This is a genomic window from Bombella apis (assembly GCF_018221685.1).
Taxonomy (GTDB): Bacteria; Pseudomonadota; Alphaproteobacteria; order Acetobacterales; family Acetobacteraceae; genus Bombella; species Bombella apis.
The window spans coordinates 177,045-202,482 of the sequence record NZ_JAGJTM010000004.1; the positions used below are offsets into that span (position 1 = coordinate 177,045).

Here is a 25,438-nt window from a genome sequence, read left to right on the forward strand (position 1 = left end):
AGCAGATATGCAATATTTGTGGTGCTGTCGTGTTTTTTTTTAGATATTTTTAATTTAACTTTTTATTTAAAATTGCCTTGTCATGTAGAACTTTGAAGGAATGTATAATGTCTCTCTCCCAAACACAGATCATCCGTTCATTGGGTAATGCTCTTACATGGTTGGAAAGTGAACTTCAGTGGGGTGTAGAGCCTGGCGAGTTGAATCATCTGATAGGGCGTATTGGTGAGCTTTATGTAGCCATGAGAACCTGCGGGCAGATGGCTCTTGCAGTCAATCAAAAAGGTTATGATGTCGTATCGGCAACCGGTGAACAGATTTCAGTCAAGACTGTAACTACAAGTAAAAGTGTTATATTGAATAAAAATACTTTTGATCAAGTTCATAGAGTTGTAGTTCTTCGTATAAATTATGGAGATGACCTCTCTGAGGGAGATAATATTTCAGTTGATGATGTTTCAATAGAAGAAATTATTGATGAGGAGGCTTCGAAGTTTTTATCTCTCTGTAAGGAGCAGGGAGGGAAATATAAATATAGTCTTCCTGGTAAGAGGAAGGTGGTTCCATTGGAGCAGCAGAAGCCTGTGAAGCAGGTGGTTTATGGTCCATATGAAGTTGTGAAATATGAGAGTGGGAGCATTCAGGTTAAAGAAAATGGTGTTCCTGTAAGAGTTGTGAAACCTGCTTTGAGAGACATCGCAAAGAAGATTGGCATGAGTATTGTCAGGGAAAATGGACGGTCTTTGCCAACCCGTCAGCTTGGTTCAAAAATTATTGATACGATTAATGAATTGAATGAATCATAAGCCTTGTGATTCGGTCTGGATTGTAAAAATGGAGCAGACAGTTTCTTTTGGCTGGGCCTGTTGCAGGTGAAAACCCCGCCTGGAAAGTTTCCGGCGGGGCTTTTCCGTTTCAGGCTTCTTTTTTCAGCAGTCGCCAGAGCGCAAGCAGTATTCCGCCCAGCAGGGCGAGATAGAGCAGGACGGCCGTGCCGATGAAATGGCGGGTGCTGCGGTGGGAATCATCAGCCCACTGGAGAAAGGCCGTCACGTCGCTGGCCATCTGGGGAATGGTGGCCTGTGTACCGTCCGGGAAGGCGATCATGCCCTCATGCAGTGGGGGGCGCATCTTGAACCTGTGATGATGCGTCAGGGCGATGGGGTTGTAATAGGTATTCGGTGCCAGGGTGACGCCGGGCGGAACGGGGCGGTAACCTGCCAGCATCTGGCGGATATAGTCCGGGCCGCCCCGGATGGTGCGGGCAATGTGGGAGAGGTCCGGTGGATAGTCCCCGCCATTATTGGCCTTGCCTACAGCCACACTGGGATAGGGGGAGGCGATGGGGCTTTCCAGCCCGGCATGACGCTGCTGTGCCCAGTGTTGCAGGGCCGTGACGGAGGGCTGGAGGTCAATCATGTCCCCATAATGGGCACGCTCCATGCTGTGGCAGGAGCTGCATACCTGCTGGAAGATCATCAGCCCCCGTTCTTCCGGGCGCATGGTGGTTGGCGGGACTGCCGCAGGGGCCGCCACCTGCGCAGCGGCAGGGGCCTGTGTTGGGGCAGGGTCATCCGCTCTGGCCGTGGCGGGGAGATGGGCCAGGGACAGGGCGGCCAGAAAGACCATGCCCGTTGGGCGGAGGCATGAACGCATCATGGTGCATCTCCCTGTGTGGAGGCGTCACTGGCTTGCCGTTCCCTGTAGGCTGCCAGAGGGAGCAGCCCCAGAAAGGTGAGGAACCAGACCAGCATGGCGCCCCGGCTGAGCCAGACCCAGAGGGGGGTAGCTCTGTTCATTCCTGCCAGAATGAGGATGATGAAGGCGATGAAGAACAGTCCCAGCCCCATCCGGGCCAGCGGGCGGTAGGTGGCGTTATGGCGGGGGGACTGGTCCAGCCAGGGCAGGATGAAGAGGACAAGCAGGCTGGTGGCTGCTGCAATCAGCCCGCCCAGACGGGAAGGGACAGCCCGCAGCATGGCAAACCACGGGGCCAGATACCATTCCGGTGTGATGTCTGTCGGTGTTTTGAGGGGATTGGCTGGGATGATGTTGTCCAGTTTGCCCAGCAGCCCCGGCAGGAAAAAGATCAGCCCGGCAAACAGGGCCAGAAACACGCAGACGGCCAGACAGTCCTTCACCACATAAAATGGAGCAAAGGGGCGGGTCGTGCGGTCCGGGTGGGGGCTGTCCAGCGTGGGGTTGCTGGAGCCTGTACCATGCAGGCAGAGTATATGGAGCCCGACCACCGCAGCGATGATGAAGCCAAGGGTGAAATGCAGGATGAAGAAGCGGTGCAGGGCCACACCGCCCAGCGTGTCTTCTCCCAGAAGATAGACGAGCAGCCCGTGACCGATGCCGGGTATGGCCTCCACGGCATGGGTGATGACGGTGGCCCCCCAATAGGACATCTGCCCCCATGGCAGGACATAACCTGCAAAGGCGGTCGTCATGAACAGAAGCATCAGGAACAGGCCGGAGAGCCAGACAAGTTCCCGTGGGGCCTTGTAAGACCCGTACCAGAGGCCTCGGCCGACATGGAGATAGAGCGCAGCAAAGAGCAGGCTGACCCCGCCTGTATGGATGCTGCGGATGAGCCAGCCGGAGGGGACCCGCCGTTCCATGGCTTCCACACTGTCGAAAGCCTGGGCGAGATCGGGTTGGTAATGCAGGGAGAGGAACAGACCGCTTACGACCATCAGCCCGAAAGCAACCATCAGACAGGCACCAAGTGTCCAGAGCAGATTGACCGGCGGCATGGGGAAGCGGGTCATGTGCTGGCAGAAAGGCCGCAGGAAGGGCAGGCGGGAGTCGAGCCAGCTTCTGGTCGGGTGTGTGTTGTCGTTCATCGTGTGGACCGTCCCTCAGAGCTGCTGGATGCTGTTCATGCCGTAATGGGGTGAGAGAAGGCTTTCTCCCAGCCTGATTGTATGGTCATCCACGAAATGGAGTGGGGGAACCGGGAGATTGTAGGGGGCGGGCATGTTGCGAAGGACCCGGCCAGCTCCATCAAACTGCGACCCATGGCAGGGGCAGAAGAATCCGCCAGAGGCGGGCAGGCTGGTGATGTTCTGATAGTCCGGTACGCAGCCCAGATGGGTGCAGATGGTGACATACACGCCATAGTCGGGCCGGAGGGACCGGTGGGCATTTTCAGCCTCACGGGGCTGCTGCCGGATGCGGGATTGCGGGTCCAGCAGCTGGGCGAGCAGGGCGGGGTCCTCCAGCGCACGGATCATCTCTGGTGTGCGGCGCTGGATGGCAACGGGCATCCCCTGCCAGACGACGATCTTGTGCGCACCGGGTTCCAGGTCCTGTACGGAAATATCCAGGACCGTTTCTTCCTGTGTGCTGGCAGCAGAGCTTGCCCGGGTGCGGCGGAGACTGTCCAGAAAGGGTGCGGCCAGCGTACAGGCCCCGGCCCCTCCCAGCGCCACGGACCCAGCCGTCAGGACCGTGCGGCGTGTCGGGCGGGGCAGGAGGGACTCTTCATCAAGGGATGGATGGGCCGTGCTGGCATCATGGTTCCGGGTCATGGGCGGGCGTTCTCCTCAGGCCCTTTTTATAGAAAGAGCCGCAGCGCGGTGCAATTGGCCCGTGGAGGGGCCGGCTGACCGTTTTTTCCTGTCTGGTTCATAAGGGGCAGGCTTACAGGGCGGCCCGGACCCGCCTCATCAGGGACAGACTGCGGTGTTTCAGCTTTTCCATCAGCAGATAGACAGCTGGTGTGGTGTAGAAGGTGAGCAGCTGGCTGATGGCCATGCCGCCCAGAATGGCCACGCCCAGAGGGCGGCGCAGTTCGCAGCCATACCCCTGGCTCATCAGCAGCGGGATACCGCCGAGGGCTGCGGCCAGTGTTGTCATAAGGATGGGGCGGAAGCGGGTGACAGAGGCATGGCGGATGGTCTCCTCGGCTGTCATGCCTGGATGATGGTGGTGGATGTGCAGGGCAAAGTCGATCACCAGGATGGCATTCTTCTTCACGAGGCCCGTCAGCAGGATGACGCCGATGATGGCCACAAGACTGAACTGCTCACCGGAGGCCCATAGCCCCAGCACGCCCCCCACGCCAGCGGACGGCAGGGTGGAAAGGATGGTGATGGGGTGGAGGAGACTTTCGTAGAGAACGCCGAGGGCAATGTACATGATGGTGATGGCGGCCAGGAAGGCCAGCAGGGCATTGAGCATGAGGTCCGTCGTTTCTCCGGTTGTCCCCGTGAACTCCCCATGAATGCTGTCTGAAGCATGAAGGTTCACCAGTGCCCTGTGTATCAGCGAGATGGCATCATCATAGCTGGTGCCTTCGGCCAGATCGAAGGAGAGTGTCGTGGCATAATAGCCATTATGGTGGGTGATGCTGAGCGGCATGGGCGTTTTGACAATGCTGGCAACATTGTCCAGCGGGATCATCGTTTCCTGGGATGAGGAGACGGCGGCCCCGTTCGAGCTGTTGCCCGAGAGCTTGTTGGCCAGGGAGTTGGTGACGGAATCCCGGGAGAGGGAGGCCTGGGTACTGAGCGTGCCTTTGGTCCTGACCCGGATGAGGTTGGAGGCAATGCCCCCTGCTGCCGTACCAGCCGAGGTGGACAGCCAGAGATGGTGCAGTGTGTTGGAATATTCCCGGAACGGTTCCGCCACCACCATGACCACCCGGTGATTGGTCAGGGGAAGGTGGATGGTGGAGACGATGCTCTGCCCGTAGGCATCGAAGAGCGCATTCTGCACGAGCTGGGGCGTGATGTTGTAGCGGGCTTCCAGGTCACGGTGGATGAGGACATTGGCAAAAAAGCTCAGATCCTCTGCATCGGTGGAGAGGTTGCGGAACTTCCCGCTGGCCCGCAGCTGGGCCAGCAGGGGAGGCATGGTGGCGTAAAGGGGGCCGTTGCTGTCGCTCTGGAGAACATAACGGTAATTGCCCGTGGTGTTGCTGTCGCCCCCTCCCTGGCGGCCATTGTTCAGAGCCCAGAAAAAGGCCTCCGCCCCGGCCTGCTGGGGAATGGCCTTGCGCAGCCGGGCCAGGATGACGGGGATGCTGTCACGCATGCTCTTGGCCTTGAGCGTGACGAAGATGCGCCCCGTATGGCTCGTGCGGTTGAAGGTCACGACGGTCTGCACGGCCGGGTCTTTCTGGATGATGCTTTCCACCTGATGCATCCGGCGTGTCAGGGCCTTGAAGGAGAGGCTTGGTTCGCCATTGATGCTGCCCTGAAGAATGGCAAGGTCCATGGAGGGTATGGCCGTCTTGGGCATGAGAATGATGATGCCGACCATGAGCAGGAAGCTTCCCGGCAGGGTCAGCCCGATGATGATGGGGTGGCGGAGGCTCCAGTGCATTGAACGGTCATAGAGCGACGTCAGGTGGTAAAGTCCCGTTTCCACGGCACGGACAGTCCTCATGGCACCATAGAGAAGCCAGGAGACAGGGTCTGCCAGGGGAGAATAGCGGGGCCTTTCGGGAATGGCCGGCGTGCTGCCTGCTGGTTCTATCGTCAGGAAATGGGCGCAGAGCATGGGCGTCAGGGTCAGGGACAGGACCATGGAGATGGCAATGGTCGCAGCCATTGTCAGCGCAAATTCATGAAGGGCCGAACCAAGCGTACCGGGGATGCAGAGCAGCGGGATGAAAACGGCGATGAGGGACAGGCTGATGGAGATGATGGTGAAGGCGATCTCGGAGGTGCCGACGATGCTGGCCTGATAGCGGTTCATCCCGTTTTCCATGTGGCGGGCAATGTTCTCCAGCACGACAATGGCATCATCAATGACAAACCCGACTGCAATGGTCAGAGCCATGAGGGAAAGGATGTTCAGCGAGAAATTGAACCACGCCATGGCTGTCAGCGTCCCCGAGAGAGCGACAGGGATGGTGATGGCCGGGATGAGCGTGCTGGCCATGTGGCGGAAGAAGAGGGCAATGACCAGCACAACCAGAAAGATGGAAATGACCAGTGTCTGTTTGGCATCTGCCAGCGAGGCCCGGATGGTCAGGGACAGGTCCAGGCCGGTGCGGAGTTCCGCACTGGCAGGCAGGGCCTGCTGGAGCCGGGGAAGACGCCTGACGATGTCGTTGACAATCTCCACCGCATTGGCGTGTGGCTGAGGGATGACAGCGATTGTGATGGCTGTTTTCCCGTTCAGTGTACTGTTTTGGTACACGTCCTGCACGTCATCCCGTACGGTGGCGATGTCTTTGAGGTAGATGGGATTTTTCCCGTTGCGGTAGGCCACGATGAGGTCCCTGTAATGGGCGGCCTCGGTAGCCTGGTCATTCGTCTGGAGCTGGATGCGCTGGTTGCCCGACGTGATGAAGCCCTTTGGCGTGAAGGCATTGGCCGAGGCCAGCGCCGCCCGGACATCCTCGGGGTTCAGCCCCCAGCGGTAGAGAGGATAGGGGTTCAGTTCGACCCGGACAGCCGGGTTGGAGGCCCCGAACAGCTCGACACGCCCCACACCGGCTATCTGTGCCAGTATGGGGCGGACCCTTATGGTGGCGAGGTCATAAAGCTGTGCCCTGGGGAGCTGGTCTGATGTCAGATGGAGCAGATAGATCGGTTTGTCGCCATCCAGCTTGAAGGCCTGCGGGTCTGCTTCCAGCGTGCTGGTGGGCAGGTCGCTTCGGGCGGCATGGAGGGCTGCCTGCACATCCCGCAGGGCGCCATTGATGTTGCGGGATGAGGAAAAATCCAGAAAGATGGACGTCTGCCCTCTGGTCGTGACGGATTCCAGCGTCTGGATGTCTGCAATGGTCGCCAGCCGCCGCTCCAGTGGAGTGGAGACGGAGGTGGCCATCTGCTGCGGGTCCGACCCCGGCTGGTTGGCGATCACCATGATGGAGGTCGCCGTCATGTCCGGCATGGTGGAAATGGGCAGGAAAGGCAGGGCAATCATGCCGGACAGAAAGATGGCGAGTGCCAGAAGTGTTGTCGCCACGGGGCGGTCAATGAAAAGACGACAGAAGACCATCCCTGACTATTAACTCTTTCTTATCGTTTTATTGCAGAACCTGTGCCTCCATAGAGATATTATCCTACTCAAATCAACCAGTTTTTACTGGTTATTCAAGTAATACCATTTTGTTAGGAAAAGGTTAAAATAATCCCCTTTCGTTCGGCCTGCTCAGGGTGTCACGGGCTGGGGCTGTGCCGGAACATAGCCATAGCCCTGTACGTATGTGGTCGTCTGGGCGACATATCCCTGACCGGGCTGAAAATGGGTGTAGCCGGGCACGGGGTAGGGGTAGCCGGGTACAGGCGGAGGAGCCGCAGGCTGCTGGATGACGATGACATTCGTGCTCTGTGGTGGCGGTGGCGGCGGGGCATAGCTCGGGGCCATGTAGGGCATGGCGTAGCCACCATCGTAATAGCCGCCTCCGCCATAGCCGTTGAAGACACGGTCAACCACGTTGTACCCCACACCGGACCCTACGCCGAAGCCAAGCCCCCGGGCGAAGCTGTGGCCGAAACTGTGGTGATGGTGTGCCTCGGCTGGCGTGATGGCCAGACCGCAGGCCAGAGCTGCCAGAGCAAGGCCTGCGGCTGCCCGCTTCATCAGTAGTCCGGAGACATGGATCATCTTGCGTTTCCTTGTACCAGTTCTGTCAGGCTGCCTGCCTGTCCAGCCTCTTTCATGTGGGGCTGTCCGCATGGGAAGATACAGGAGCAGGGTGATAAAATGTTAGTGAAATCACTGTTATGAAATGGTCATGTCTGTGGGGGGTGAAGACCGGTCATTCGGCAATGCTGGCAAAAATCCCCTGCGTCACCATCTGCACATCCTGGGGTGTCAGGCAGGCCAGAAATCCCCGGTCCCCGGCATTGATCCAGATTGTCCTGTGTTTCTGTGCGCTGCGGTCGATGACGGTGGGCAGGGTTTCACGGGAGCCGAAAGGCGTTGTTCCACCCGAGACGAATCCCGTGCGGTCATGGGCCTCATCGGGCTGCATCATCTTGGCATTCCGGCCACCCAGAGCCGCTGCCAGTGCCTTGAAGTTGACCCGTCTGTCCACCGGGATGACTGCAAAAGCGGGCTGCTTCCTGTCGATCTTGACGGCAAGGGTTTTGAAGACGGCGGAAGGCTTTGCCCCAATGGCGCTGGCGGCCTGCTCGCCGATATGGCCTTTCTGTGGGGCATAGTCGTAGCGGCATGTCCTGTATGAAATGGCGGCACTGTCGAAAAACCGGGTGGCGGCGGTATCCTGCCTGTCTGTCATGGGGTGTCTCCTGTTGGATATGCAGGGGTGGATGAGGCTCCAGTCAGAAAACCTTGCGACTCTTCGTCTGGCAAGCCGTCATGATACAGCCCTGCCTTGGCCTCACGGCCGGGATGGTTGCGTCTGGTTCGGTTGCGGGCCATTCTGCCAGAAGGGTGGGTCGGTCTTCATCCATCCGTCATGCAGGAGACGTTCCATGTGCGGACCACTTGTCGTTCTGGCAGAATTCGAGGCCAGAGAAGATACTCTGGAGGCATTCCTTGAGGTCTGCCGTCATGATGCGGCCCGTTCCAGGGCTGATGAGCCAGGCTGTCTGGAATTTACCATTCAGTGCAGTGAGGATGATCCCATGCTTGTTGTGCTGCACGAGGTGTATGAGAGCCGGGCTGCCTTCCGGGCGCATGAGGCTGCTCCGCATTTTGCCGTTTTTTCCAGAGCGTTGCAGGATCTGAAGATTGTCACGAGGCAGATACGGTTCTTTCATCGGCAATGAGAGGGGAGTGACTGGCCCTTGATGGATGATCTTTTCCCGGAGACCCGGGAGCAGCTTGTCCTGTCGCCCGGGGCGGTTCTGCTGGGTGGCTTTGCCCGTGCGGAGGCGCAGGTGCTGCTTCAGGCTGTGGAATCCATCAGCCAGAAGGCTCCTTTCCGTCATTACAGGACGGCTGGTGGAGGGGTGATGGCAGCGGGCATGACGGCCTGTGGTCCATATGGTTGGGTGAGTGACGGGCAGGGCTACCGTTACATGCAGACCGACCCGCTGACGGGCCAGCCCTGGCCGGCCATGCCTGCCCTTTTTGCAGATATGGCAGGGCGTGCTGCACGGGCGGCAGGTTACGAGGGGTTTGTCCCACAATGCGGGCTTGTCAATCGGTATGCCGTCGGAGCGGGAATGGGGCTGCATCAGGATCGTGACGAACGTACCATGCAGGCCCCCGTCGTTTCGGTCTCGCTGGGGCTTTCAGCCCTGTTCCTGTGGGGTGGTGCCCTGCGGGGTTCCCCCTGCCGCAAGGTGCCGCTGCATCATGGGGATGTGGTGGTCTGGGGTGGCCCAAGCCGATGTCATTTTCATGGTGTGGCACCGATACGGGCCGCACCAGCCGTCGCCGGGCTGGACTGTCGGTACAACCTTACCTTCCGGGTGGTGGACCGCCCCTTCAGCGGGACGGGGCTACATTATCCAGATTGATGAGGCTTGTTGCAGGCTGGAACCGCCGGGGAGAATGGGCGGCCTTGTCCATGTTGTTTTCTTCTGCCGTTACGGGGGGCACGTGTGTAAAGCTCAGCTTTACCGTGACGGCCCGGTTGTGCAGGAAGACATTCCCGACTGTTTCATCCTGTGCCCGGCTGATGCCATGGGCAGGCTGGGTCCCCCGCCATGGAACGATGAGACGGGATGACCAGGCGTCTTCACTGGACACGGCATCAGGCTGGTCGGTCTGCTCATCCGAGAAATAGGGCGTCAGCTGGCTGTCGGAGAAACAGGCATGGCCCATGTAGGCAGCTACGGCCTCCCGGTAGGGGCGGGCGCCATGATGGCGGGGCATGTAAAATCCGTTCCATCTGGAGTCGTATCGGCACGCCTTGGCCCGCCAGAGATCGTCCTGCCCTTTTTCCATGCTGCACTGCACACGGACATGCAGCGAGTCGTCACTGCCTGTGGAGGCATAGGTGAGAGGTGTACTGGCCAGCGTCTGGCAGGGAAGGGTGGGAATGAGAAGAGCCGGTGCTGCAGGGCGCTTGTCCACAGGGAGAGGATCACCCGGCTCTGCCCGGGCGGTGGACACGACCGCCATCATGGTGGCGGCAAGCAGAAGAGCGGGCATGTGATGGAGTGTCATGAGGCAAGGATACCGCAGCACGGGGAGAAAAAGGACTCACGATATCGTATGAGCTGTGGTGTGTTCAGGCAAGCGGTTCCAGCAACCATCAGCAGGCCGGGACGTTGACAGCCAGACCGCCCAGGGCGGTTTCCTTGTAACGGTGGTTCATGTCACGTCCGGTTTCGGCCATGGTCTTGATGACATGGTCCAGCGAGACATAATGCGCCCCGCTGTCATCACTCATGGCCAGAGATGAAGCATTGATGGCCTTGACGGCTCCAAAGGCGTTTCTCTCGATGCAGGGGATCTGCACAAGCCCGGCCACCGGGTCGCATGTCATGCCCAGATGGTGTTCCATGGCGATTTCCGCAGCATGTTCGCACTGTTCCGGCGTACCACCCAGGGCGGCCGTCAGCCCTGCTGCTGCCATGGATGACGCCACGCCGACCTCGCCCTGGCAGCCTACTTCCGCCCCGGAAATGGAGGCATTGAGCTTGAACAGCCCGCCAATGGCTGCTGCTGTCAGGAGGAAGGTCCGCAGCCCGTTGGTCGTATATTCGGGGCAGAAGTCCCGATAATAGCGCATGACAGCCGGGATGACGCCCGCAGCGCCATTCGTGGGGGCGGTCACGACCCGTCCACCAGCAGCATTTTCCTCGTTGACGGCAATGGCGAAGAGGCTGATCCAGTTCATCACGCCATGGGGGGACGGGGCAGCATTGGTCTTGGCCTGGAGGCGTGCATACAGTTTGGCCGCCCGTCGCTGGACTTTCAGGGGACCGGGCAGGGTGTCTGTATTGTGCAGCCCGGCTTCAATACAGGCCAGCATCGTGTCGGCAATCCTGTCCATGCCGCGTTCCACGTCCCAGAGAGGGCGGGTGGCGGTCTCGTTGGCCATCATGATGCTGGCAATATCGGTGTTCTGTCGTTTTGTGTGGGCGAGGAGGTCTGCACCACTGCGGAAAGGGAAGGGGACATCCGGCAGGGAGTAGGACATCGTCCGTGCCTGTTCCTCTGGTGTAATGAATCCCCCGCCAACGGAGCAGAAACGCTGGCGGGTTATCAGCGTGCCATCCCGCCCGAAGGCTTCAAACTGCATGGTGTTGGGATGGATGGGCGGGATGGTGGCCGTGTCCAGGCAGATGTCGGTCTGATAATCAAAGGAAAAGCTCGTGCCATTGAGGTTCAGCAGATGCGTGCTTTCAATGTGCTGGACCAGCTTTTTTGCTGCGTCAGGGTCGACATGTTCCGGTGTTTCGCCAGCAAGGCCAAGCAGGACGGCCTTTATGGTGCCGTGTCCTTCGGCTGTCAGGGCCAGGGAGCCATAAAGGGTGACGACAATGCGGGCCGGACTTTTTTCCAGCGGGCCGTCAGGCAGGTCCGCCAGGACATCGGCAAAGCGTTGTGCCGCCCGCATGGGGCCGACCGTATGGGACGATGAGGGACCGATCCCGATCTTGAACAGGTCAAACAGGCTGAGCATGGAAACGGACCCTCATTGCGTAAGACACTCCATCTTTATGGGATAGAATTGTGCCGGAGATAAGCCTTAAAAAATAAATTATTCTGATTATGAAATAAATATCAGACGCTGTTATGAAGGAAACTGTCCGGGGTGCCTGCCATGCACACAGGGTCACGGCAGGAGGGTCTTTCCATGGCCTTGATGGCAGGCTCATCCGGCGCCGGGATGGGTCCAGATATGCTCCAGTGCGGCCCGGCACTGGGTGATCAGGGCAGAGAGGTCGCCTTCATAGAGGCTGTCCGGCACGTCGGAAGAGAAAATCTCCACGGCACAGGCGCCCCGGAATCCGGCATCCCATGTGGCGTGGAGAAGCTCATGGAGGGGGATGCATCCTTTGCCGGGTATGCGCCTGTCTGCGGCGGAACGTGGCGTGCGCCAGTCGCTTATCTGTACGACATTGATGAGTGCCCCTGCACGGTGGATGGCGGCACAGGCCTCTGGCTGCTGCCAGATGTTCCAGTAATCCAGACACAGCCCCAGAGCGGGATGGTCCACGGTCTTGATGATGTCCAGAGCCTGATCGATGGTCCAGATGGCCGTCTCGTAATTGATGGAGGTCGGGTTCAGTGGCTCCAGTGAGAGGGTGATGCCCAGTTCCGCTGCCAGAGGGCAGAGGCGGCGCAGGGCATCAATCGTGCGGGTGATGCACCCTAGAACATCGCCATTCTCAGGGGCCCCGGTATTGACGACAAACGGCACCCCCTGGGTGTAGGGAGCGTAACGGCGCATGCTTTCTTCCAGCCGGGCAAGGCGGCGCCCAGGCTCCTGGGGGTAGGGCATCATTTTGCTGGCCCCAAAGGTACGGACGGCAGGCTGGAAGGAGCTGACCTTCAGGCCGCTTGTTTTCAGCAGCGCCATCTGTTCGTCCACCCGCTGCGGATCCAGCTTGCTTTCACACAGCTCAACTGTCTCCACGCCCAAGGCGGCATAGCGCTGGATGTCTTCCTCAAAGGGCCATGGCTGGGTTGTGAATTCGTTCATTCCGAAGGCGAAGGGGAAACCACTCATGCTGCTGCTCCTTCTTTCATGAAGGTGAGAACCGTCTGATTGAATTTTTCCGTCTCATCGAGAAAGACCATGTGGGAGCTGTTTTCAAACTCCACGGCCTGACAGTGCGGCATGTGCTCGGCGACCCAGCGGGGCCCCGCAGCCGGAAGAACCTTGTCTTTGCCGGCAATCATCATCAGGCAGGGCAGGTCAAGATGGGGCAGGACGTCTCGCCAGTCCTGGGTCGTGTGGTCGGCCATCATGAGAGAGGCTGCCTGGCTGGGACATTTGGCCATTTCTTCCAGAAGCATGGCCTTTTCGTCTTCGGGAAGACTGGTGCTGAGGCAGTCCGAGAGGTTCTGCCTGTCGAAAGCGGACCGGTTGAAAACCAGCTGCTGCTGGAGGAAGGTCAGCCCGGCCCCATCGTAGCAGGTGGCGTGGCCCAGCTTCCAGTCCGGGGCGAAGAACTGCTTTGGTGTCTGCTGCACGAAGATGGCGCTGCGGAGCCGGTGCCGGCCGAACAGCTCCAGATAGGACCATATGATGGGGGAGCCGATGGACCAGCCCAGCACGGTGGCGTCTTCAATCTCCAGTGCTTCCAGCAGGTCCCGGAGGTCTGCTGCCAGACGGGCGATACGGTAGCCGTGGTCCGGTTTCCCGGATTCACCATGCCCTCGCAGGTCCAGCGTGATGACACGATACTGTTTTGCGAATGACCCGACATTGCGGTGGAAGAAGCGGCTGGAAAAGGTCCAGCCATGGATCATGACCAGGGGGCGTCCCTGGCCGTGATCCTCGTAATGCAGTTTCACATGGTCGCTGGTGGTGATGTAGGGCACGCAGGGTCTCCCTGTTTCATGGGCCTGTGCAGGCGGTTGCTGCCTTGTCTTCCAACTTGGGGCTGGCCAGCGTCCGTCTGCAAGGGGGGCTGTCATTTTCCTGCTGTCTGGTCCTGTGGGAGTGGGGCGGCCGGGAGCCAGACGTGGCAGGTTGTTCCCTGCCCAACCGTGCTGGTGAAGTGCAGTTGCCCACCATGTCTCTCCAGAATCTGTCGGACGATGGCCAGCCCCAGCCCCGTACCCTGTCCGGCCTCCGCATGGCTGGAGTCGGATGGCGGCGTGATGCGGTAGAAGCGTTCTGTAAGGCGGGGGAGATGGTGGGCGGCAATGCCAGGGCCGTTATCTTCCACCGTGATCAGGAGTCCCGGCAGGGAGGAGGTCGGTCCTTCGGCCGGGGTGGCCCGTCTGGCGTGAAGGCGGACGTGCAGGGTCCGTTCCGGCATTGTGCCGTACCGGATGGCATTTTCGATGAGATTGAGGAGAACCTGCACCATTTCATCCCGGTTGGCCAGCAGGGTCAGGCTGTCTTCCTGCGTTACGGTCAGCCTGCGGCTGTCGTGCTGGAAACGTGGGGTGACTTCGCCCAGCACAAGGGCGAACAGTTCTTCTGCTTCCAGCTCTTCCCGGGGGTGGTGGTGGCCTTTCATCTCAAGCTGGGACAGATAGAGCAGCCGGTCGATCAGCCGCTGCATCCGTGTTGCCTGCTGGCTCATGATCTCCAGATACAGGGTGCGGGATGTCTGATCGGTCTGGTCGCCTCCCTCTTTCATCAGGTCGATGAAGCCGGTGAGGGAGGCCAGAGGTGTGCGGAGCTCGTGGCTGGCGTGGGCCACGAAGTCGGCTCTCATGCGGTCTACAGCCTGAATGAGACTGCGGTCATGCAGCAGGACGAGGACAAGGCTGTTCCGTCCTGCTGCACCGGGCAGTCTGCGCATGGCGAGATGGACGGAGCATTTTACGGGGACATCCAGCCTGATGGTGGTTGAACAGGGTGCAGGAAGGCCATCATCCATTGGGGGAGCATGAAGGGCGCTATGCAGGGTGCTGTGTGCCGTGGGGTGGCGAAGGAGCGCCCCGAGGCTGTTGCCATAATGGGTCCGTGCCGCCTCGTTGCAGGCCATGATCTGTCCGACGGAGCCGAGAATGAGGGCCATGCCCGGGATGGTATCTACCAGCAGGGTGGCCTCATGGAAGGGCAGAACGCTGCCCGGGGGTGGGGCAGATGGTCTGGGGCTGTCGGGGCGGGTGGTGCCGTGGGGGCGCCGGGACAGGTGCCAGACCATGGCCCAGCCCGTCAGGGCAAGGCAGGCACAGATTGCCGTGATGATCTCTGGCAGGAGCGGAGAGGCCATGAGGCGGATCAGCCGGAGGATGGGCCGTGCTGGCTGATGGTGCCATCATCCAGCGCATAACCGGCGGCCCGTACGGTCCTGATGAGGTCGGCTTCCCCCGTTTCATTCAGCGCCTTGCGGAGGCGGCGGATATGAACGTCCACCGTGCGTATCTCCACATGGACGTTGGGGCCCCACAGACGTTCCAGCAGGGTTTCCCGGGAGAAGACCTTGCGGGGATGGTGGATGAAGAGTTCCAGCAGGCGGTATTCGGTTGGCCCCAGGGCGATGGGACGCCCGGCCCGTTTGACCTGATGATTCTCCGGTTCCAGCGTAAGGGGGCCGAATGTCACGATGTCCTGTACGGGGCGTGTGCGGCGAAGCAGGGCCCGCAGGCGGGCATCCAGCCTGTCGGTACTGCATGGTTTGGTCAGATAGTCATCAGCGCCGTTGTCCAGCCCGGCGATGACATCCTGCTCGTCCGTCCGGGCCGTGAGGAAGAGGACGGGCAGGTCCTTCAGCCCCGGTTTCTGCCGGATGATGCGGCAGAGTTCCAGCCCGGAGAGACCGGGCATCATCCAGTCCAGCAGGGCGACGTCCGGTCGTTCTGTTTCGAGGAAGGCCAGTGCCTGTTCGCCATCCATGACGGTGCTGACCTGATAGCCCCGCTGCCTCAGGCTGTGTTCCAGAAGGACCCGCAGGGTGGGTTCATCCTCCACGACAAGAACAGAGCCTTTCTGGGGGCTGGCAGGGGGTTTCATGGGCTGGGGGACTCCTGTCCGGGTGGGAGTGGCTGGCTGTCATGGCCATGCGGGCGGGTCGGGGGCAACGTAGCCCCCGTGACCATGAAGACCACACGTTCGGCCATGTTGGTGGTGTGGTCGCCGATCCGTTCCAGATTCCTGATGATGAAAAGCAGGGAGATATGGAGGCGGATGGTATGGGGATGACGGGTCATCTGTTCCAGGGAATCTGCCGTCATGGCTTCACAGTATTTGTCCACGAGCTGGTCGGCGGCCCAGATGGCATGGGCGGCATTGGCATCCTTGTGGGCCAGGGCATCCATGATGCGGCGGAGATGCTCCAGCACCAGCCGTCCCATTTCGCTCAGGGCGAGGCGGGCGGGGCGGGGAAGGGGCTGTTCCATCTGGCTGAGACGCCGGGCGATGGAGCTGGCATAATCGCCCATGCGTTCCAGGGCGCCAGCCATGGGGATGCAGGCGACGATCTCCCGCAGATCTGCCGCCATGGGGCTGCGCAGGGCCAGCAGACGGATGGCGAGTGTTTCCACCTTTTGTTCCAGTGCATCCACTTCATCATCCTGCCGTGCTGCCTGAAGGGCTGTCCGGCCATCATTCTCGGCAATGCCTGCAAGGATGAGGGAGAGCTGATGCTCTACCAGTCCCCCCATCTGCTCCATCAGGGACCGTAAATGGAGCAGCTCATCTTCATAACGCTGCACGATATGCTGCTTCTGGCGCATCATGTGTCTGTCCCCTTTCAGGCGGGCTAACCTACCGTAATTCACGGGGAGCGGAAACAGCACCGCCAATTGGGGCACAAGCGGCGGAAGAGTAGGGTTTTTGCCGGGTTCAGGAGAGGTTTCAGCTCTCTTTTACGGAGATGTCATGAATATTTCATGTTTCCGCACGGTGGGGGGTGCAGGTAGGGTTTCCGTGTCGTCGTCAGAAGGAAAAGAGGCCGATAGATGAGCACCCGCTGCCAGTTTCTGCAAGGCTGTTCCGCTCTTTCCCTGGCGGTCTCTGCGGGAGGGGGCAGGCGTGGTCTGGCCCGAGGGACATGCCCTGTGAAGGCCATGCTGCATGATGAGTCTGGCTTTTATCCTCTCTGGCCGGAGGTTGGTACCATGGAGCAGCCCCGTGTTGCGCGGGGAGGGCGTGTTTACGGTATTCATGTGCCGGGTCTGCATGTCATGCGGCCCGTCCATCCGAATGGATCGGCTGTCATCATCGCAGCAGGTGGTGGTTATGGGCATATTGCCGTAGGGCATGAAGCCTTGCCTGCGGCCCGGTGGCTGGTCTCGTTGGGTGTGACTGTTGCCATTCTTCTGTATCGTCTGCCAGGCGAGGGATGGGCTGAAGGCATGGAGGCCCCACTGGCGGATGCCAGACAGGCCCTGCATCTGTTACGGTCCGGGCAGGTTGGTGGAAGTGGTAATGTGCGGCGTGTGGGTTTCATGGGTTTTTCTGCCGGGGGGCACCTGCTGGGTCTGACAGCTTTGCAGGACCATGATGCGCCACCGGCCCTGCTGATGCTGCTTTATCCGGTTGTCAGTGTTGCGCCTCCTTTTACCGGGAGTCGTACCAGTCGGGTGTGTCTGGGGGATAATCCGACAGTGGAACGGGCTGTCCGCTGGTCTCTGCCATCGCATGTCCGGGATGATGCGCCGCCTTTGTTCATGGCTCATGCGCTGGATGACCCGATCGTGTCACCTGAGCAGGAGACGTTGCTGTTGCAGGCCTATCAGCGTCATGGGCGACCTTGTGAAGACCACCGTTTTGCAACTGGGGGTCATGGCTTTGGTCTGGGGCGCAGGAATGGATCAACAGGGCAGTGGCCCATTCTGGCCGAATTCTGGATGAGACGGCAGGGGTTCCTGTGAACAGCCATACCGTCCCGTTGGGGCTGGTGACATTCCTGCGCAGGGTTTCGAATTTGTGCTGCCGTTATCTGTGGGGAGGGAATGGCGTTGCTTTCTTCACGGGGGCCGGCAGCCTCATCGGGAATCGTATGATTTTTGTCCGTAGTGGCCCCCGTGCAGGATTCGGGTGGCTGTTGGCAACATTGACCAGCTGGCGTCAGGAGAGACTGAATCGCTTCGGGCCGATGGTTCAGAAGACTGTATGTGGAGACTTTTGGGGTGTTGAAGAGGAGAGCATGACAATGGTCTGCTGTTTCTTCATCTTTTTCATGAGCGTTTATGAACAGTCATATAGATTAAAATTCATTAATTGTAGGGTGTGATGCGGGTCTGTTTATTGGATGTTCTAAGGAATTTTAGCAAAATTTTTCATAATTTAACTTTAAATTTTGCATTTTAATTTTAATTATTAAAATAAAATGTATATAAATATAAAAATATTATCAAAATGTTAAAAAAAATACAAAGTAAAATTATGAAATAAATTGTGTACTTAAAGTTATTCTAAAGTTAAACGGGAGGAATTTATCATTTTTCTGTTGACTATACTTCGTGAATATGGATTTATGACCTCGGAAGACGCATATGGGGCTTCCAACTCCTTAATAGAAAGTGTGTGGAGACTTGACATGAGAGCTCTCAGCAACCGCGAGCTGGACAGCGTTTCTGGTGGTTTTGGTCTGGGCAACCTGATTGGTGGTCTGGTTGGTGGTCTTGGTGGCGGCGCACAGAACCCGCTGGCCGCTCTGGCCCCGGCTGCCAATACCAATACGATCCCGGCCGTTAGCTACCCGCAGGGGGCTGCTGCTCCTGCTGCCGGTTTCAATCTTGGTGGTCTTGGGCAGCTGCTGTCTCCTATCCAGAGCTTTACCTCTGCTTTTAGCAATTTCCTGCAGCATCCTCTGCGTACGATCCTGTCTCTTGTAGGGACGGGCATTCAGCAGGCTGTGAACTTCGTCACACGTCTGATCTGATCCCTGTCATCCCGCAAGGGATGGCCGTGGGTAGGGTCTCTGTCCAGTCAGGGCAGGCTCTCTGTGAGGGGATGGTCCGTATGGGCCATCCCCTTATGTGTTTTCAGTGGGTTGTCAGGCAAGAGCATAGGGGCCTGCACTGAGTATCTCGAGCTTCAGCAGGCAGCCATTCTGCTGTTTCATGTCAGGCAGTGGCAGATGGGCTGCCCCGGTGGTCCAGCGGCATGGAACAGGCTCTGTAACATCCCATCCTGTGTTCGGGGCGGCTGTCAGGTGTGATGTCAGGGGGATGTCGGTTCCATCAGGCTGAACGAGCGTTATCTCGCCGACAAGAACGCCCAGGGTTCGTCTGTCATCCACGAAAGGGCCAATCTGTCTGTCCGGCCGGCTTGTCCGGGACTTGATGGTGAGAAAGGATGGACTGTTTTTCAGCCAGAACAGGTAGTGTCCGCCATTGCGCTGATACAGGGCGAGTTCGGTCCCCTGTGGGTCCAGCAGGGTCAGGGCCGGGTCGTCTGTGGTGGCTGGTCTGGCGGTTTCCGGTGGGAATCCCAGCCGGGTTGCCCGCTCTGCCAGTGCAGCATGCAGGGGCTCGACAAAGGCCCGATCCACGTTCAGCGGGGCGGCGGCGTCCTGTTGCCAGTCTTTGGGGCGGGAGTGGAAGGACGCTGGGGAGGGAATGGACAGGGCTGCTTCAGGCGTCGTGAAACTGTGGCGGTTGCCCGTGTCCAGATATGTTTCGGACAGGACACCATTGGCACTGATGATGCGATGCTCATAGGTCTCGATGTGGTAAATGTCGTAGCTGTCCCGTTCTTCCCGCAGGATCGTTCTGCCATTGACGAGCATACGGGCGGGAATGAAGCTGCCTTTCAGCAGCAGGCAGTGCTCTTCGGTAATGTAGAGGTCACGGAAGGGGCAGTTCTCCCCGAATGTGTGGCGTCTGATGCGTATTGGCCAGTCGTCAGACGAGGTGGGTGTGACGGATTTCCAGCCACTCCAGCGGAGATGTTCGATGTGTTTGTGACCATTCCGGAAGACATGGATGGCATCACCGGCCCTCAGCTCCTCAATGGGTCTGGGGCCCTGGGGGGTGTCTATCAATGTGCCTGCGAGGTAGCAGACAACATCCGCACTGGTTTGTGGTGGTGCCGGAGGTGTGAACGGGGACCAGCGTCCATCCTGCGGGAGGCCATATGGATTGCCGGGAATGAAGATGTTTGCATGGACCGTGCTGTAGAAGCTGTAATCCTCGTTCATCTGGATGATGGTCTGGTTGGCCGAGGCATCGTAGCGCTGCCGTGTTGTCGTTCTGGATGTCGTCTGGCCGGAAAATGTGAACTGGAATGTGAAGCCGGATGGTGGTGGGCTGACCAGATGGAGGTCCAGGGAAAGATTGGTCTGGAGGGAGGCGCTGCTCAGCCCTCCGTAATCAAGAGCAAGCTGTCCACCTGTTCCGGGGTCTATGGTCAGGGAATGGGGGGCAGCCATGAGAGAAGAGCTGACGGTGCCATTCCATGATGCCGGTGAGATGACCAGTGACCCTCCCTGAAAGGCGAAAAACGTATCCTCCTGTGGCAACGACAGGTTGTCAGGCATGAAAAGCGTGGTGTTGATGACAGCTTTACGGGATTGGGGAGTGTACGTGATGGTCTGGTTCTGTGCGACAATCATGAGCAGCTATCTTGGGCGGTATCCGGTTTTTTCGTGGAAACCGTCTGAAGATAGGGGCTGTTCCCTTATCAGAGATTAAGCCAGTCCTTCATAATTACCTGCACAGGTCCAGTCTGTTACGGTCTGTTCTGTACTGTGGGCAGGCGTATCCCCAGGGGGCAGCTGGTAGGAGCCACACCCAACAAAAAGGGCGGACCATGGTGGTCCGCCCTTTTCTGTCTGCGATACCGGAGATACGGGATCAGAACTTCATCTTGAAGGTTCCCGTTGCACCGCTTTCGGTCGACTGGTTGCCGTACTGGCCAATGTAGGACAGATCCAGATCAATACGATCAGTCAGGCGGGCCGTCATGCCAGCATTCACGACAGCCGCATTGCTGGAGAGCAGAACACCGGCGACGTCCATGTCGCTGGGCCCGCCTGTTGTGGTAAAGGCCTCATGCTGGCGGGACCCCAGGCGACCGAAGCCATGGCGGTAGGCTGCCGTGAGGTGCGGCATGAAGATCGTCCGGCCGATATTCAGCGTCGTGGCGGCACGGAAACCGAAGGTTGAGAAGGTGACCCCCGTATCCGTCCCACGGCTGCGCAGGGCGGCCTCGTTGCCATGCTCATGATAGCTGTTGGTCTGCATGTTCACATACGCCACGTTCATGAACGGCTCGAAGACGCCGCGCCCGGTGCGCATCTTGTAGCCCAGTTCAGCGAATGTCTGTGCAGTTCCACCCAGATAGCCACTGCTGAGGCGCCCGCCATAATCACCAACGGCGACATGCCGACGGGTGTTGATGACATTCCAGCTATAGGCAGCGCCCAGTCGTAGGTTCAGGCGGCCCCAGTGTGTCCCGGCATAGGCCCCAACAGTGATGTTGTTGCTGTTGCCGGAGGAGGAGCGCCCCCGCTGGATGTTGAACTGGGAGTGACCATAGGACAGCAGCCCGCCGACACGCCAGTTGCTGCGGTTGATCGGCGCATCCGCCCCCATGATGAACCCGGCCGTGTTGTGGTGCATGAGGGCAGCATTGCCATCTCCGCTGTTATGACCGAGGGCTCCGTAAGCCTGCCCCCACAGGACAGCATGGTCGGAATAGCAGGCGCCATTCTTTTTATGCGTCTTCAGGTCATAGAGGCTCTGGCCATTATGGCCATAATCGCAGTCGCTGTTTGCCAGACGGTCCATCACCGCATTGCGGATGTAGAAGCTGTCCTGAATCAGCGCCGTACGGATGGAGGCGTGCAGCTCACCGGAGAGATTGTCCAGCGCCCGCCGTGCCTGGTCCCGTGTCAGGCCTGTCATGGCCTGGCTGAGCGCCGAGCTGGGAGCGAGATGGTCCAGCCCCTGGCCGGTGGTAATCTGGTTGCGGGTTTCACCTACCGTGCTGAACGAGCTGGCATTGCGGCGCAGGACGATGTCAACAGCATCGGCACTGTAGGCAAAGGCTGGGTCCAGATAGGCATACTGGGGTGCCAGATTGCTCGACAGTTTTTCGTCAAACTGGCCGTTGACACCGCCGGATGCCGTCAGGACACGGTAAGCCTGCCCATATGTCAGGCCCGCGCCTGCATTCTTCAGCTGGAGGTCCAGAGTCCCGCCCTGCAGATAAGCCGTGCCCGTGACAGCCAGACGGTCTGAGGTGAGTTCATGGAACCCGTTGCCTTTTGCCGTGTCAATGGTCCGGCCCGTCGTATCGCTCGTCCCGCGGATCCGCAGGACAGAGCCCTTGGCCATGGTCAGGTTACCACTGACATGCAGGGTGGAGAGCGCATCAGAGCCGATCGCACCGGGGGCGACCGTAGCACCGGAGACAGCCTGGGTTGAGCTGACGGTGCCGGTACCACGCAGGGTTGCGCCATTGCCGACGGAAACCGGGCTGGAACCATTACGACCATCCACTTCCAGAGTTGCCTGGTTCTGGATCATCGTCGGGCCTGAATAGGTGCTGTCACCTGTCAGGATTTCCGTCCCGCCATCGATGGTCAGGCCACCATTGCCGGAAAGAGACCCGGCGTAGGTGTCACTGGCCTTTGTCAGGATGAGCGTGCCATCCAGCGTGCCGTTGCTGTTTCCTGCGAGGGACCCGGCGGAGGCATTGTTGCTGGTGACGGTCAGGTTCTGGCCATCATGGGTGAGGGTACCGCCGATGGTGCTGTTGTCGAGTGTCAGGGACCCGTTGCCCGTATTGGTGACAGCACCATCCGTTTTGTTGCCCCCGGCGAGGGTCATGACGCCGCTGTTTGTTGCGGAGGCCTGAGACCCGCCCGTGGCGCTGAAGGTGGCATTGGCAGCGTTTGTGATGGTCCCTGCGGAACAACTTGTTGGGATAAGTAATTTTATGGTGTATGCAATATGTGGTTGTGGTGAGGAAGTTTTTGTAAAATTAGCATTGAAGAGAATATAAACATTTGCAATTGAAAATTTATTTTATAATTATCCTTAATTAATTATTCAAGAATGGTTTTTCATGGCTATTTTTCGTTATTTGTAAGTCGTATCGAGCAGAGCGACCCGGCACTCGGCCTCATGGGTTCTTCTGTGCGTTTTTCCACGGAGACTCCATCATTCTACAGAGATAGTATTTTGATACCAGCAGGAAGGCAGTCAGAGATCATGCCGACTGCAGGTTATGATGTAGGTGGAATGTTTGTCTTTTTCATGGCTTTCCTGAACCATGTTTTGGAAAATTGGCCTTGTGTCGGGGAGAGCCGAATGGAGGCCGGAGCATGTTGGTGTTTGCAGGCGTCCCGGGCAGGGGGTCAGGGCAAGCTGGTCTGCAACCAGGTTTCTTCGGCTCTGTTCAGGGGGGTGTTGCGGCGGACAGCGAGTGAAATGGTGATGCGGATGGTCGGGTCCTGCAACGGGCAGCAGTACAGCCCGTCATTCTGGGCCGGATTGTGGAAGGCCGCCGGAATGATGGTGACGCCGACACCCGCCTGAACCATGGTCAGCAGGAGGGTTGTGTCACCCGTGCGCCCGGTGACATGGGGCGCGGCCCCGTGACTGGCAAAGGCTTCCGAGATGAAACGGTTTATCTTGAAGTTCTCATTCATGAGGACGATCTTCTCATCCAGAATGTCCGTGAAGGAGCAGCTCTCCCGGCCTGCGAGCCGGTGTGAGTCGGCCATCAGCAGGCAGAGTTCTGCCTCTGCAAAGGGGATGGTGCGCAGCTGCCTGTTCTGGACAGGCCCTATGAGGGCGGCGATGTTCGTGTGATGGCCGAGAAGCTGGGCCACCAGCCTGTCGGAGGGATGTTCCTCGATGTTCAGCACGACATCGGGATAGAGGCTGCAGAACTGCCGGATGATGGGACGGAAGTAGATCGCCCCCAATATGGGTGGGAGTGCCAGATGGACCGTCCCCTTCAGGGGGCCTGAATCATCCGCCATCGCCCGGTGAAGATTCTGTTCGGCCTCAAGCAGACGTTCAGCATGAAGAAAGAAGGTCTTGCCCTTTTCCGTCAGGGTGATGGTCTTGTGGGACCGCTCGAAAAGGCGGACGTCCAGTTTGTTTTCCAGAGAGCGGATGCCCATGCTCAGGGAAGGCTGGCTGATGTGCAGCTGGTCACTCGCACGGCTGAAGCTGCCCTGTGTGGCAACGGCCATGAAGTAGTGGAGTTCCCGGAGAGTCAGTTGGGGGTATGGCATAGGGAAAAGGCTATAGTCTGTATAGAAATATAATATTATCATATTGAAGATGGGCTGGATAGGCTTTCCTCAGAGGCACGGACTGACGTGCCAATGATGAAAGGAACGTACGATGGCAAAGGTTGTCGATTATCTTCTGGACCAGCTCTCCCGGCTGGGTGTGGAGCATGTCTTCGGTGTCCCGGGTGACTATGCCTTCCCGATTAATGACGCCATCACGGCCAGGGCGGACATGCGCTGGATTGGTTGCTCCAATGAACTGAATGCCGCCTATGCGGCCGATGGCTACGCCCGCATACGGGGGATTGCGGCCCTGAACACGACCTATGGCGTTGGCGAGCTGAGTGCCATGAACGGCGTTGCCGGGGCATATGCGGAGCATCTGCCGGTCATCCATCTGGTTGGCCTGCCCAAGCGGGCCGTGCTGGATGAAAAGCGGCTTGTGCATCATACCCTGGGCAACGGGCAGACCACGGCCTTTTATGATGCTGCCGGTCATGTCGTCTGTGCCCGTACCATTCTGGATGGCCAGAACTGCGTGCAGGAGCTGGAACGTGTTCTGGCCACGCTGCGCCGGGAGCGGCGGCCGGTCTATATTGGCATCCCGTTCGATGCAGCTCATGATGATGTGGTCATGCCTGATGGTGACATGGCTCTTCCGGAAGTGCGGAGCGGGAAACAGGCCGCCATCGTGGCACGGCGCATCATGGCCGAGCTGGAGCGCAGCACGTCTCCCTGTGTCCTGCCGGGTATCCTGACGGCCCGGTTTGGCTGCCGGGAGGCGATGAGACGGTTCCTCAGCCGGTCCGGTCTGCCCCATGCCACCATGTTCATGGACAAGGGCGTGGTGGATGAACAGGCTGAAGGGTTTGTGGGGATGTATGGCGGGCATCTCGTGCAGGAAGATGTCGCCGACTTTGTGGAGCAGGCCGATCTCGTCCTGACGCTGGGTGCTGAAATGACGGATTTCAACACCGGGCTTTTCACCCAGAAGCTGGACCCGGAACGCATCATCAGTGTCATGGCGCATGAGGTGCGCTTTGGTGATGGTGCCGTTCATGCCGTTGATCTGGCCGATGTGATCGAAGCCTTGGCCGATCTGGCCGATACCGTATCCTGCCCCGCCGGTCCCGGCTATCTGGGGATGGAACTGCCCCCTCGGCAGGCTGACGAAGGGGATGCTGGGGTGATCAGAACCCATACCTTCTATGCCGCCATACGGGATCATCTCCGGGCTGGGGATATCGTCGTGAGTGAGACGGGGACGGTCGCCATGGGCATGGGCTTCATCCGTCTGCCTGAAGGGGTCGACTATGAGGAGCAGAGCCTGTGGGGGTCCATCGGCTGGGCCACGCCGGCGGCGTTCGGCATGGCCATCGCAGCCCCTCACAAGCGGATCATCCTGCTGACCGGTGAAGGGTCACATCAGCTGACGGTACAGGCTCTCGGTGAGTTTGCCCGTTTTGACTGTCATCCGCTCATCCTTGTCCTGAACAATGATGGCTATCTGATCGAGCGTCTGCTCTGTGATGACGGGGAACGTTATTACAATGACATTGCCAGCTGGGATTACACGGCTCTGGCCCGTGGGTTCGGCGGCAAGGACTGGCAGTGCGAGCGCATCAGCACACCCAGGGCTCTGCGTCAGGCTCTGGACGCTGTCAGGCCGGGGCAGGGTACCTATCTGGAGGTCGCCGCACCCCGCTATGATGCTCCCGTCATGGCCGAGGCTCTGGGCGAGATGCAGTAAGGTCTCGTTCTGAAACCGGGTGGGC

General features: G+C 59.0%; 22 protein-coding genes. 6 read left to right on the forward strand and 16 right to left on the reverse strand.

Going from position 1 to position 25,438, the window contains the following annotated elements; translation table 11 throughout:
• Positions 1–107 precede the first annotated feature (107 nt).
• Positions 108–806 carry a DUF6998 domain-containing protein gene (locus J8Z04_RS04000; protein ID WP_192848566.1) on the forward strand — a complete coding sequence of 233 codons (699 nt, stop codon included), beginning with the start codon at positions 108–110 and terminating at the stop codon, positions 804–806.
• Between the two features lie 109 nt (positions 807–915).
• On the opposite strand, the gene J8Z04_RS04005 is transcribed toward J8Z04_RS04000, so the two are convergent.
• The 6 genes from J8Z04_RS04005 to ybaK all read right to left on the reverse strand — a co-directional run bounded on the left by J8Z04_RS04005 (position 916) and on the right by ybaK (position 8,209).
• Complete coding sequence (locus tag J8Z04_RS04005; RefSeq protein ID WP_192848567.1) at positions 916–1,659, reverse strand: cytochrome c1; 744 nt, start codon at positions 1,657–1,659, stop codon at positions 916–918.
• Positions 1,656–2,849 (reverse strand): cytochrome b, encoded by a 1,194-nt coding sequence (locus J8Z04_RS04010; RefSeq protein WP_154980925.1) that lies wholly within the window; start codon positions 2,847–2,849, stop codon positions 1,656–1,658. Before J8Z04_RS04010 ends, J8Z04_RS04005 begins: the two co-directional genes overlap by 4 nt.
• A 15-nt stretch (positions 2,850–2,864) precedes the next feature.
• Positions 2,865–3,536 (reverse strand): ubiquinol-cytochrome c reductase iron-sulfur subunit, encoded by a 672-nt coding sequence (gene petA, locus J8Z04_RS04015; RefSeq protein ID WP_086431725.1) that lies wholly within the window; start codon positions 3,534–3,536, stop codon positions 2,865–2,867.
• Between the two features lie 112 nt (positions 3,537–3,648).
• Complete coding sequence (locus tag J8Z04_RS04020; protein WP_192848568.1) at positions 3,649–6,963, reverse strand: efflux RND transporter permease subunit; 3,315 nt, start codon at positions 6,961–6,963, stop codon at positions 3,649–3,651.
• Positions 6,964–7,116: 153 nt separating this feature from the next.
• Positions 7,117–7,572 (reverse strand): hypothetical protein, encoded by a 456-nt coding sequence (locus J8Z04_RS04025; protein ID WP_043558645.1) that lies wholly within the window; start codon positions 7,570–7,572, stop codon positions 7,117–7,119.
• A 154-nt stretch (positions 7,573–7,726) separates the two neighbouring features.
• Positions 7,727–8,209, reverse strand: coding sequence for a Cys-tRNA(Pro) deacylase (ybaK, locus tag J8Z04_RS04030; RefSeq protein WP_192848569.1), 483 nt, complete (start codon positions 8,207–8,209; stop codon positions 7,727–7,729).
• Positions 8,210–8,405: 196 nt separating this feature from the next.
• Here ybaK and J8Z04_RS04035 point away from each other — a divergent pair, with 196 nt between their 5' ends.
• Positions 8,406–8,702 carry a putative quinol monooxygenase gene (locus J8Z04_RS04035; RefSeq protein WP_043558639.1) on the forward strand — a complete coding sequence of 99 codons (297 nt, stop codon included), beginning with the start codon at positions 8,406–8,408 and terminating at the stop codon, positions 8,700–8,702.
• Positions 8,703–8,723: 21 nt separating this feature from the next.
• Positions 8,724–9,398 carry a DNA oxidative demethylase AlkB gene (alkB, locus tag J8Z04_RS04040; protein WP_086431728.1) on the forward strand — a complete coding sequence of 225 codons (675 nt, stop codon included), beginning with the start codon at positions 8,724–8,726 and terminating at the stop codon, positions 9,396–9,398.
• On the opposite strand, the gene J8Z04_RS04045 is transcribed toward alkB, so the two are convergent.
• From J8Z04_RS04045 to phoU, 7 genes are all read right to left on the reverse strand, one after another.
• The gene (locus tag J8Z04_RS04045; protein WP_192848570.1) at positions 9,367–10,050 is read right to left on the reverse strand and encodes a hypothetical protein; all 684 of its coding nucleotides are present in this window, start codon (positions 10,048–10,050) and stop codon (positions 9,367–9,369) included. The genes alkB and J8Z04_RS04045 overlap by 32 nt on opposite strands.
• Before the next feature lie 88 nt (positions 10,051–10,138).
• Positions 10,139–11,515 (reverse strand): L-serine ammonia-lyase, encoded by a 1,377-nt coding sequence (locus J8Z04_RS04050; RefSeq protein WP_043558632.1) that lies wholly within the window; start codon positions 11,513–11,515, stop codon positions 10,139–10,141.
• 192 nt (positions 11,516–11,707) lie between these two features.
• Positions 11,708–12,565: a sugar phosphate isomerase/epimerase family protein gene (locus tag J8Z04_RS04055; RefSeq protein WP_192848571.1), complete on the reverse strand. Its 858-nt coding sequence runs from the start codon at positions 12,563–12,565 to the stop codon at positions 11,708–11,710.
• The gene (locus tag J8Z04_RS04060) at positions 12,562–13,383 is read right to left on the reverse strand and encodes an alpha/beta fold hydrolase (RefSeq protein WP_192848572.1); all 822 of its coding nucleotides are present in this window, start codon (positions 13,381–13,383) and stop codon (positions 12,562–12,564) included. Before J8Z04_RS04060 ends, J8Z04_RS04055 begins: the two co-directional genes overlap by 4 nt.
• Positions 13,384–13,475: 92 nt before the next feature.
• A complete protein-coding gene (locus J8Z04_RS04065; RefSeq protein ID WP_192848573.1) occupies positions 13,476–14,735 on the reverse strand; it encodes an ATP-binding protein in 1,260 nt (419 codons plus the stop codon).
• 8 nt (positions 14,736–14,743) lie between these two features.
• Complete coding sequence (locus tag J8Z04_RS04070; RefSeq protein WP_086431730.1) at positions 14,744–15,475, reverse strand: response regulator; 732 nt, start codon at positions 15,473–15,475, stop codon at positions 14,744–14,746.
• Positions 15,472–16,200, reverse strand: coding sequence for a phosphate signaling complex protein PhoU (phoU, locus tag J8Z04_RS04075; RefSeq protein ID WP_232086390.1), 729 nt, complete (start codon positions 16,198–16,200; stop codon positions 15,472–15,474). Before phoU ends, J8Z04_RS04070 begins: the two co-directional genes overlap by 4 nt.
• Positions 16,201–16,422: 222 nt before the next feature.
• Between phoU and J8Z04_RS04080 the strand changes: the two genes are divergently transcribed.
• Both J8Z04_RS04080 and J8Z04_RS04085 read left to right on the forward strand, forming a co-directional pair.
• Positions 16,423–17,337 carry an alpha/beta hydrolase gene (locus J8Z04_RS04080; protein WP_192848574.1) on the forward strand — a complete coding sequence of 305 codons (915 nt, stop codon included), beginning with the start codon at positions 16,423–16,425 and terminating at the stop codon, positions 17,335–17,337.
• 668 nt (positions 17,338–18,005) lie between these two features.
• Positions 18,006–18,350 (forward strand): hypothetical protein, encoded by a 345-nt coding sequence (locus J8Z04_RS04085; RefSeq protein WP_192848575.1) that lies wholly within the window; start codon positions 18,006–18,008, stop codon positions 18,348–18,350.
• A 114-nt stretch (positions 18,351–18,464) separates the two neighbouring features.
• On the opposite strand, the gene J8Z04_RS04090 is transcribed toward J8Z04_RS04085, so the two are convergent.
• The 3 genes from J8Z04_RS04090 to J8Z04_RS04100 form a co-directional block, all read right to left on the reverse strand.
• Complete coding sequence (locus tag J8Z04_RS04090) at positions 18,465–20,024, reverse strand: Hint domain-containing protein (protein ID WP_192848576.1); 1,560 nt, start codon at positions 20,022–20,024, stop codon at positions 18,465–18,467.
• Positions 20,025–20,265: 241 nt separating this feature from the next.
• Complete coding sequence (locus J8Z04_RS04095) at positions 20,266–22,245, reverse strand: autotransporter outer membrane beta-barrel domain-containing protein (protein ID WP_232086391.1); 1,980 nt, start codon at positions 22,243–22,245, stop codon at positions 20,266–20,268.
• 530 nt (positions 22,246–22,775) lie between these two features.
• Positions 22,776–23,705, reverse strand: coding sequence for a LysR family transcriptional regulator (locus tag J8Z04_RS04100; protein WP_332067168.1), 930 nt, complete (start codon positions 23,703–23,705; stop codon positions 22,776–22,778).
• 70 nt (positions 23,706–23,775) lie between these two features.
• On the opposite strand from J8Z04_RS04100, the gene J8Z04_RS04105 reads away from it, so the two are divergent.
• Positions 23,776–25,413, forward strand: coding sequence for an alpha-keto acid decarboxylase family protein (locus J8Z04_RS04105; RefSeq protein ID WP_192848578.1), 1,638 nt, complete (start codon positions 23,776–23,778; stop codon positions 25,411–25,413).
• Positions 25,414–25,438: the final 25 nt, after the last annotated feature.

What these genes read in the sequence shown, in the direction of transcription:
- J8Z04_RS04000 (WP_192848566.1), top strand. Translation starts at nt 108, where the DNA reads ATGTCTCTCTCCCAAACACAGATCATCCGTTCATTGGGTAATGCTCTT.
- J8Z04_RS04005 (WP_192848567.1), bottom strand. Translation starts at nt 1,659, where the DNA reads ATGATGCGTTCATGCCTCCGCCCAACGGGCATGGTCTTTCTGGCCGCC.
- J8Z04_RS04010 (WP_154980925.1), bottom strand. Translation starts at nt 2,849, where the DNA reads ATGAACGACAACACACACCCGACCAGAAGCTGGCTCGACTCCCGCCTG.
- petA (WP_086431725.1), bottom strand. Translation starts at nt 3,536, where the DNA reads ATGACCCGGAACCATGATGCCAGCACGGCCCATCCATCCCTTGATGAA.
- J8Z04_RS04020 (WP_192848568.1), bottom strand. Translation starts at nt 6,963, where the DNA reads ATGGTCTTCTGTCGTCTTTTCATTGACCGCCCCGTGGCGACAACACTT.
- J8Z04_RS04025 (WP_043558645.1), bottom strand. Translation starts at nt 7,572, where the DNA reads ATGATCCATGTCTCCGGACTACTGATGAAGCGGGCAGCCGCAGGCCTT.
- ybaK (WP_192848569.1), bottom strand. Translation starts at nt 8,209, where the DNA reads ATGACAGACAGGCAGGATACCGCCGCCACCCGGTTTTTCGACAGTGCC.
- J8Z04_RS04035 (WP_043558639.1), top strand. Translation starts at nt 8,406, where the DNA reads ATGTGCGGACCACTTGTCGTTCTGGCAGAATTCGAGGCCAGAGAAGAT.
- alkB (WP_086431728.1), top strand. Translation starts at nt 8,724, where the DNA reads ATGGATGATCTTTTCCCGGAGACCCGGGAGCAGCTTGTCCTGTCGCCC.
- J8Z04_RS04045 (WP_192848570.1), bottom strand. Translation starts at nt 10,050, where the DNA reads ATGACACTCCATCACATGCCCGCTCTTCTGCTTGCCGCCACCATGATG.
- J8Z04_RS04050 (WP_043558632.1), bottom strand. Translation starts at nt 11,515, where the DNA reads ATGCTCAGCCTGTTTGACCTGTTCAAGATCGGGATCGGTCCCTCATCG.
- J8Z04_RS04055 (WP_192848571.1), bottom strand. Translation starts at nt 12,565, where the DNA reads ATGAGTGGTTTCCCCTTCGCCTTCGGAATGAACGAATTCACAACCCAG.
- J8Z04_RS04065 (WP_192848573.1), bottom strand. Translation starts at nt 14,735, where the DNA reads ATGGCCTCTCCGCTCCTGCCAGAGATCATCACGGCAATCTGTGCCTGC.
- J8Z04_RS04070 (WP_086431730.1), bottom strand. Translation starts at nt 15,475, where the DNA reads ATGAAACCCCCTGCCAGCCCCCAGAAAGGCTCTGTTCTTGTCGTGGAG.
- phoU (WP_232086390.1), bottom strand. Translation starts at nt 16,200, where the DNA reads ATGATGCGCCAGAAGCAGCATATCGTGCAGCGTTATGAAGATGAGCTG.
- J8Z04_RS04080 (WP_192848574.1), top strand. Translation starts at nt 16,423, where the DNA reads ATGAGCACCCGCTGCCAGTTTCTGCAAGGCTGTTCCGCTCTTTCCCTG.
- J8Z04_RS04085 (WP_192848575.1), top strand. Translation starts at nt 18,006, where the DNA reads ATGAGAGCTCTCAGCAACCGCGAGCTGGACAGCGTTTCTGGTGGTTTT.
- J8Z04_RS04090 (WP_192848576.1), bottom strand. Translation starts at nt 20,024, where the DNA reads ATGATTGTCGCACAGAACCAGACCATCACGTACACTCCCCAATCCCGT.
- J8Z04_RS04095 (WP_232086391.1), bottom strand. Translation starts at nt 22,245, where the DNA reads ATGACCCTCGCCGGGGGCAACAAAACGGATGGTGCTGTCACCAATACG.
- J8Z04_RS04100 (WP_332067168.1), bottom strand. Translation starts at nt 23,705, where the DNA reads ATGATAATATTATATTTCTATACAGACTATAGCCTTTTCCCTATGCCA.
- J8Z04_RS04105 (WP_192848578.1), top strand. Translation starts at nt 23,776, where the DNA reads ATGGCAAAGGTTGTCGATTATCTTCTGGACCAGCTCTCCCGGCTGGGT.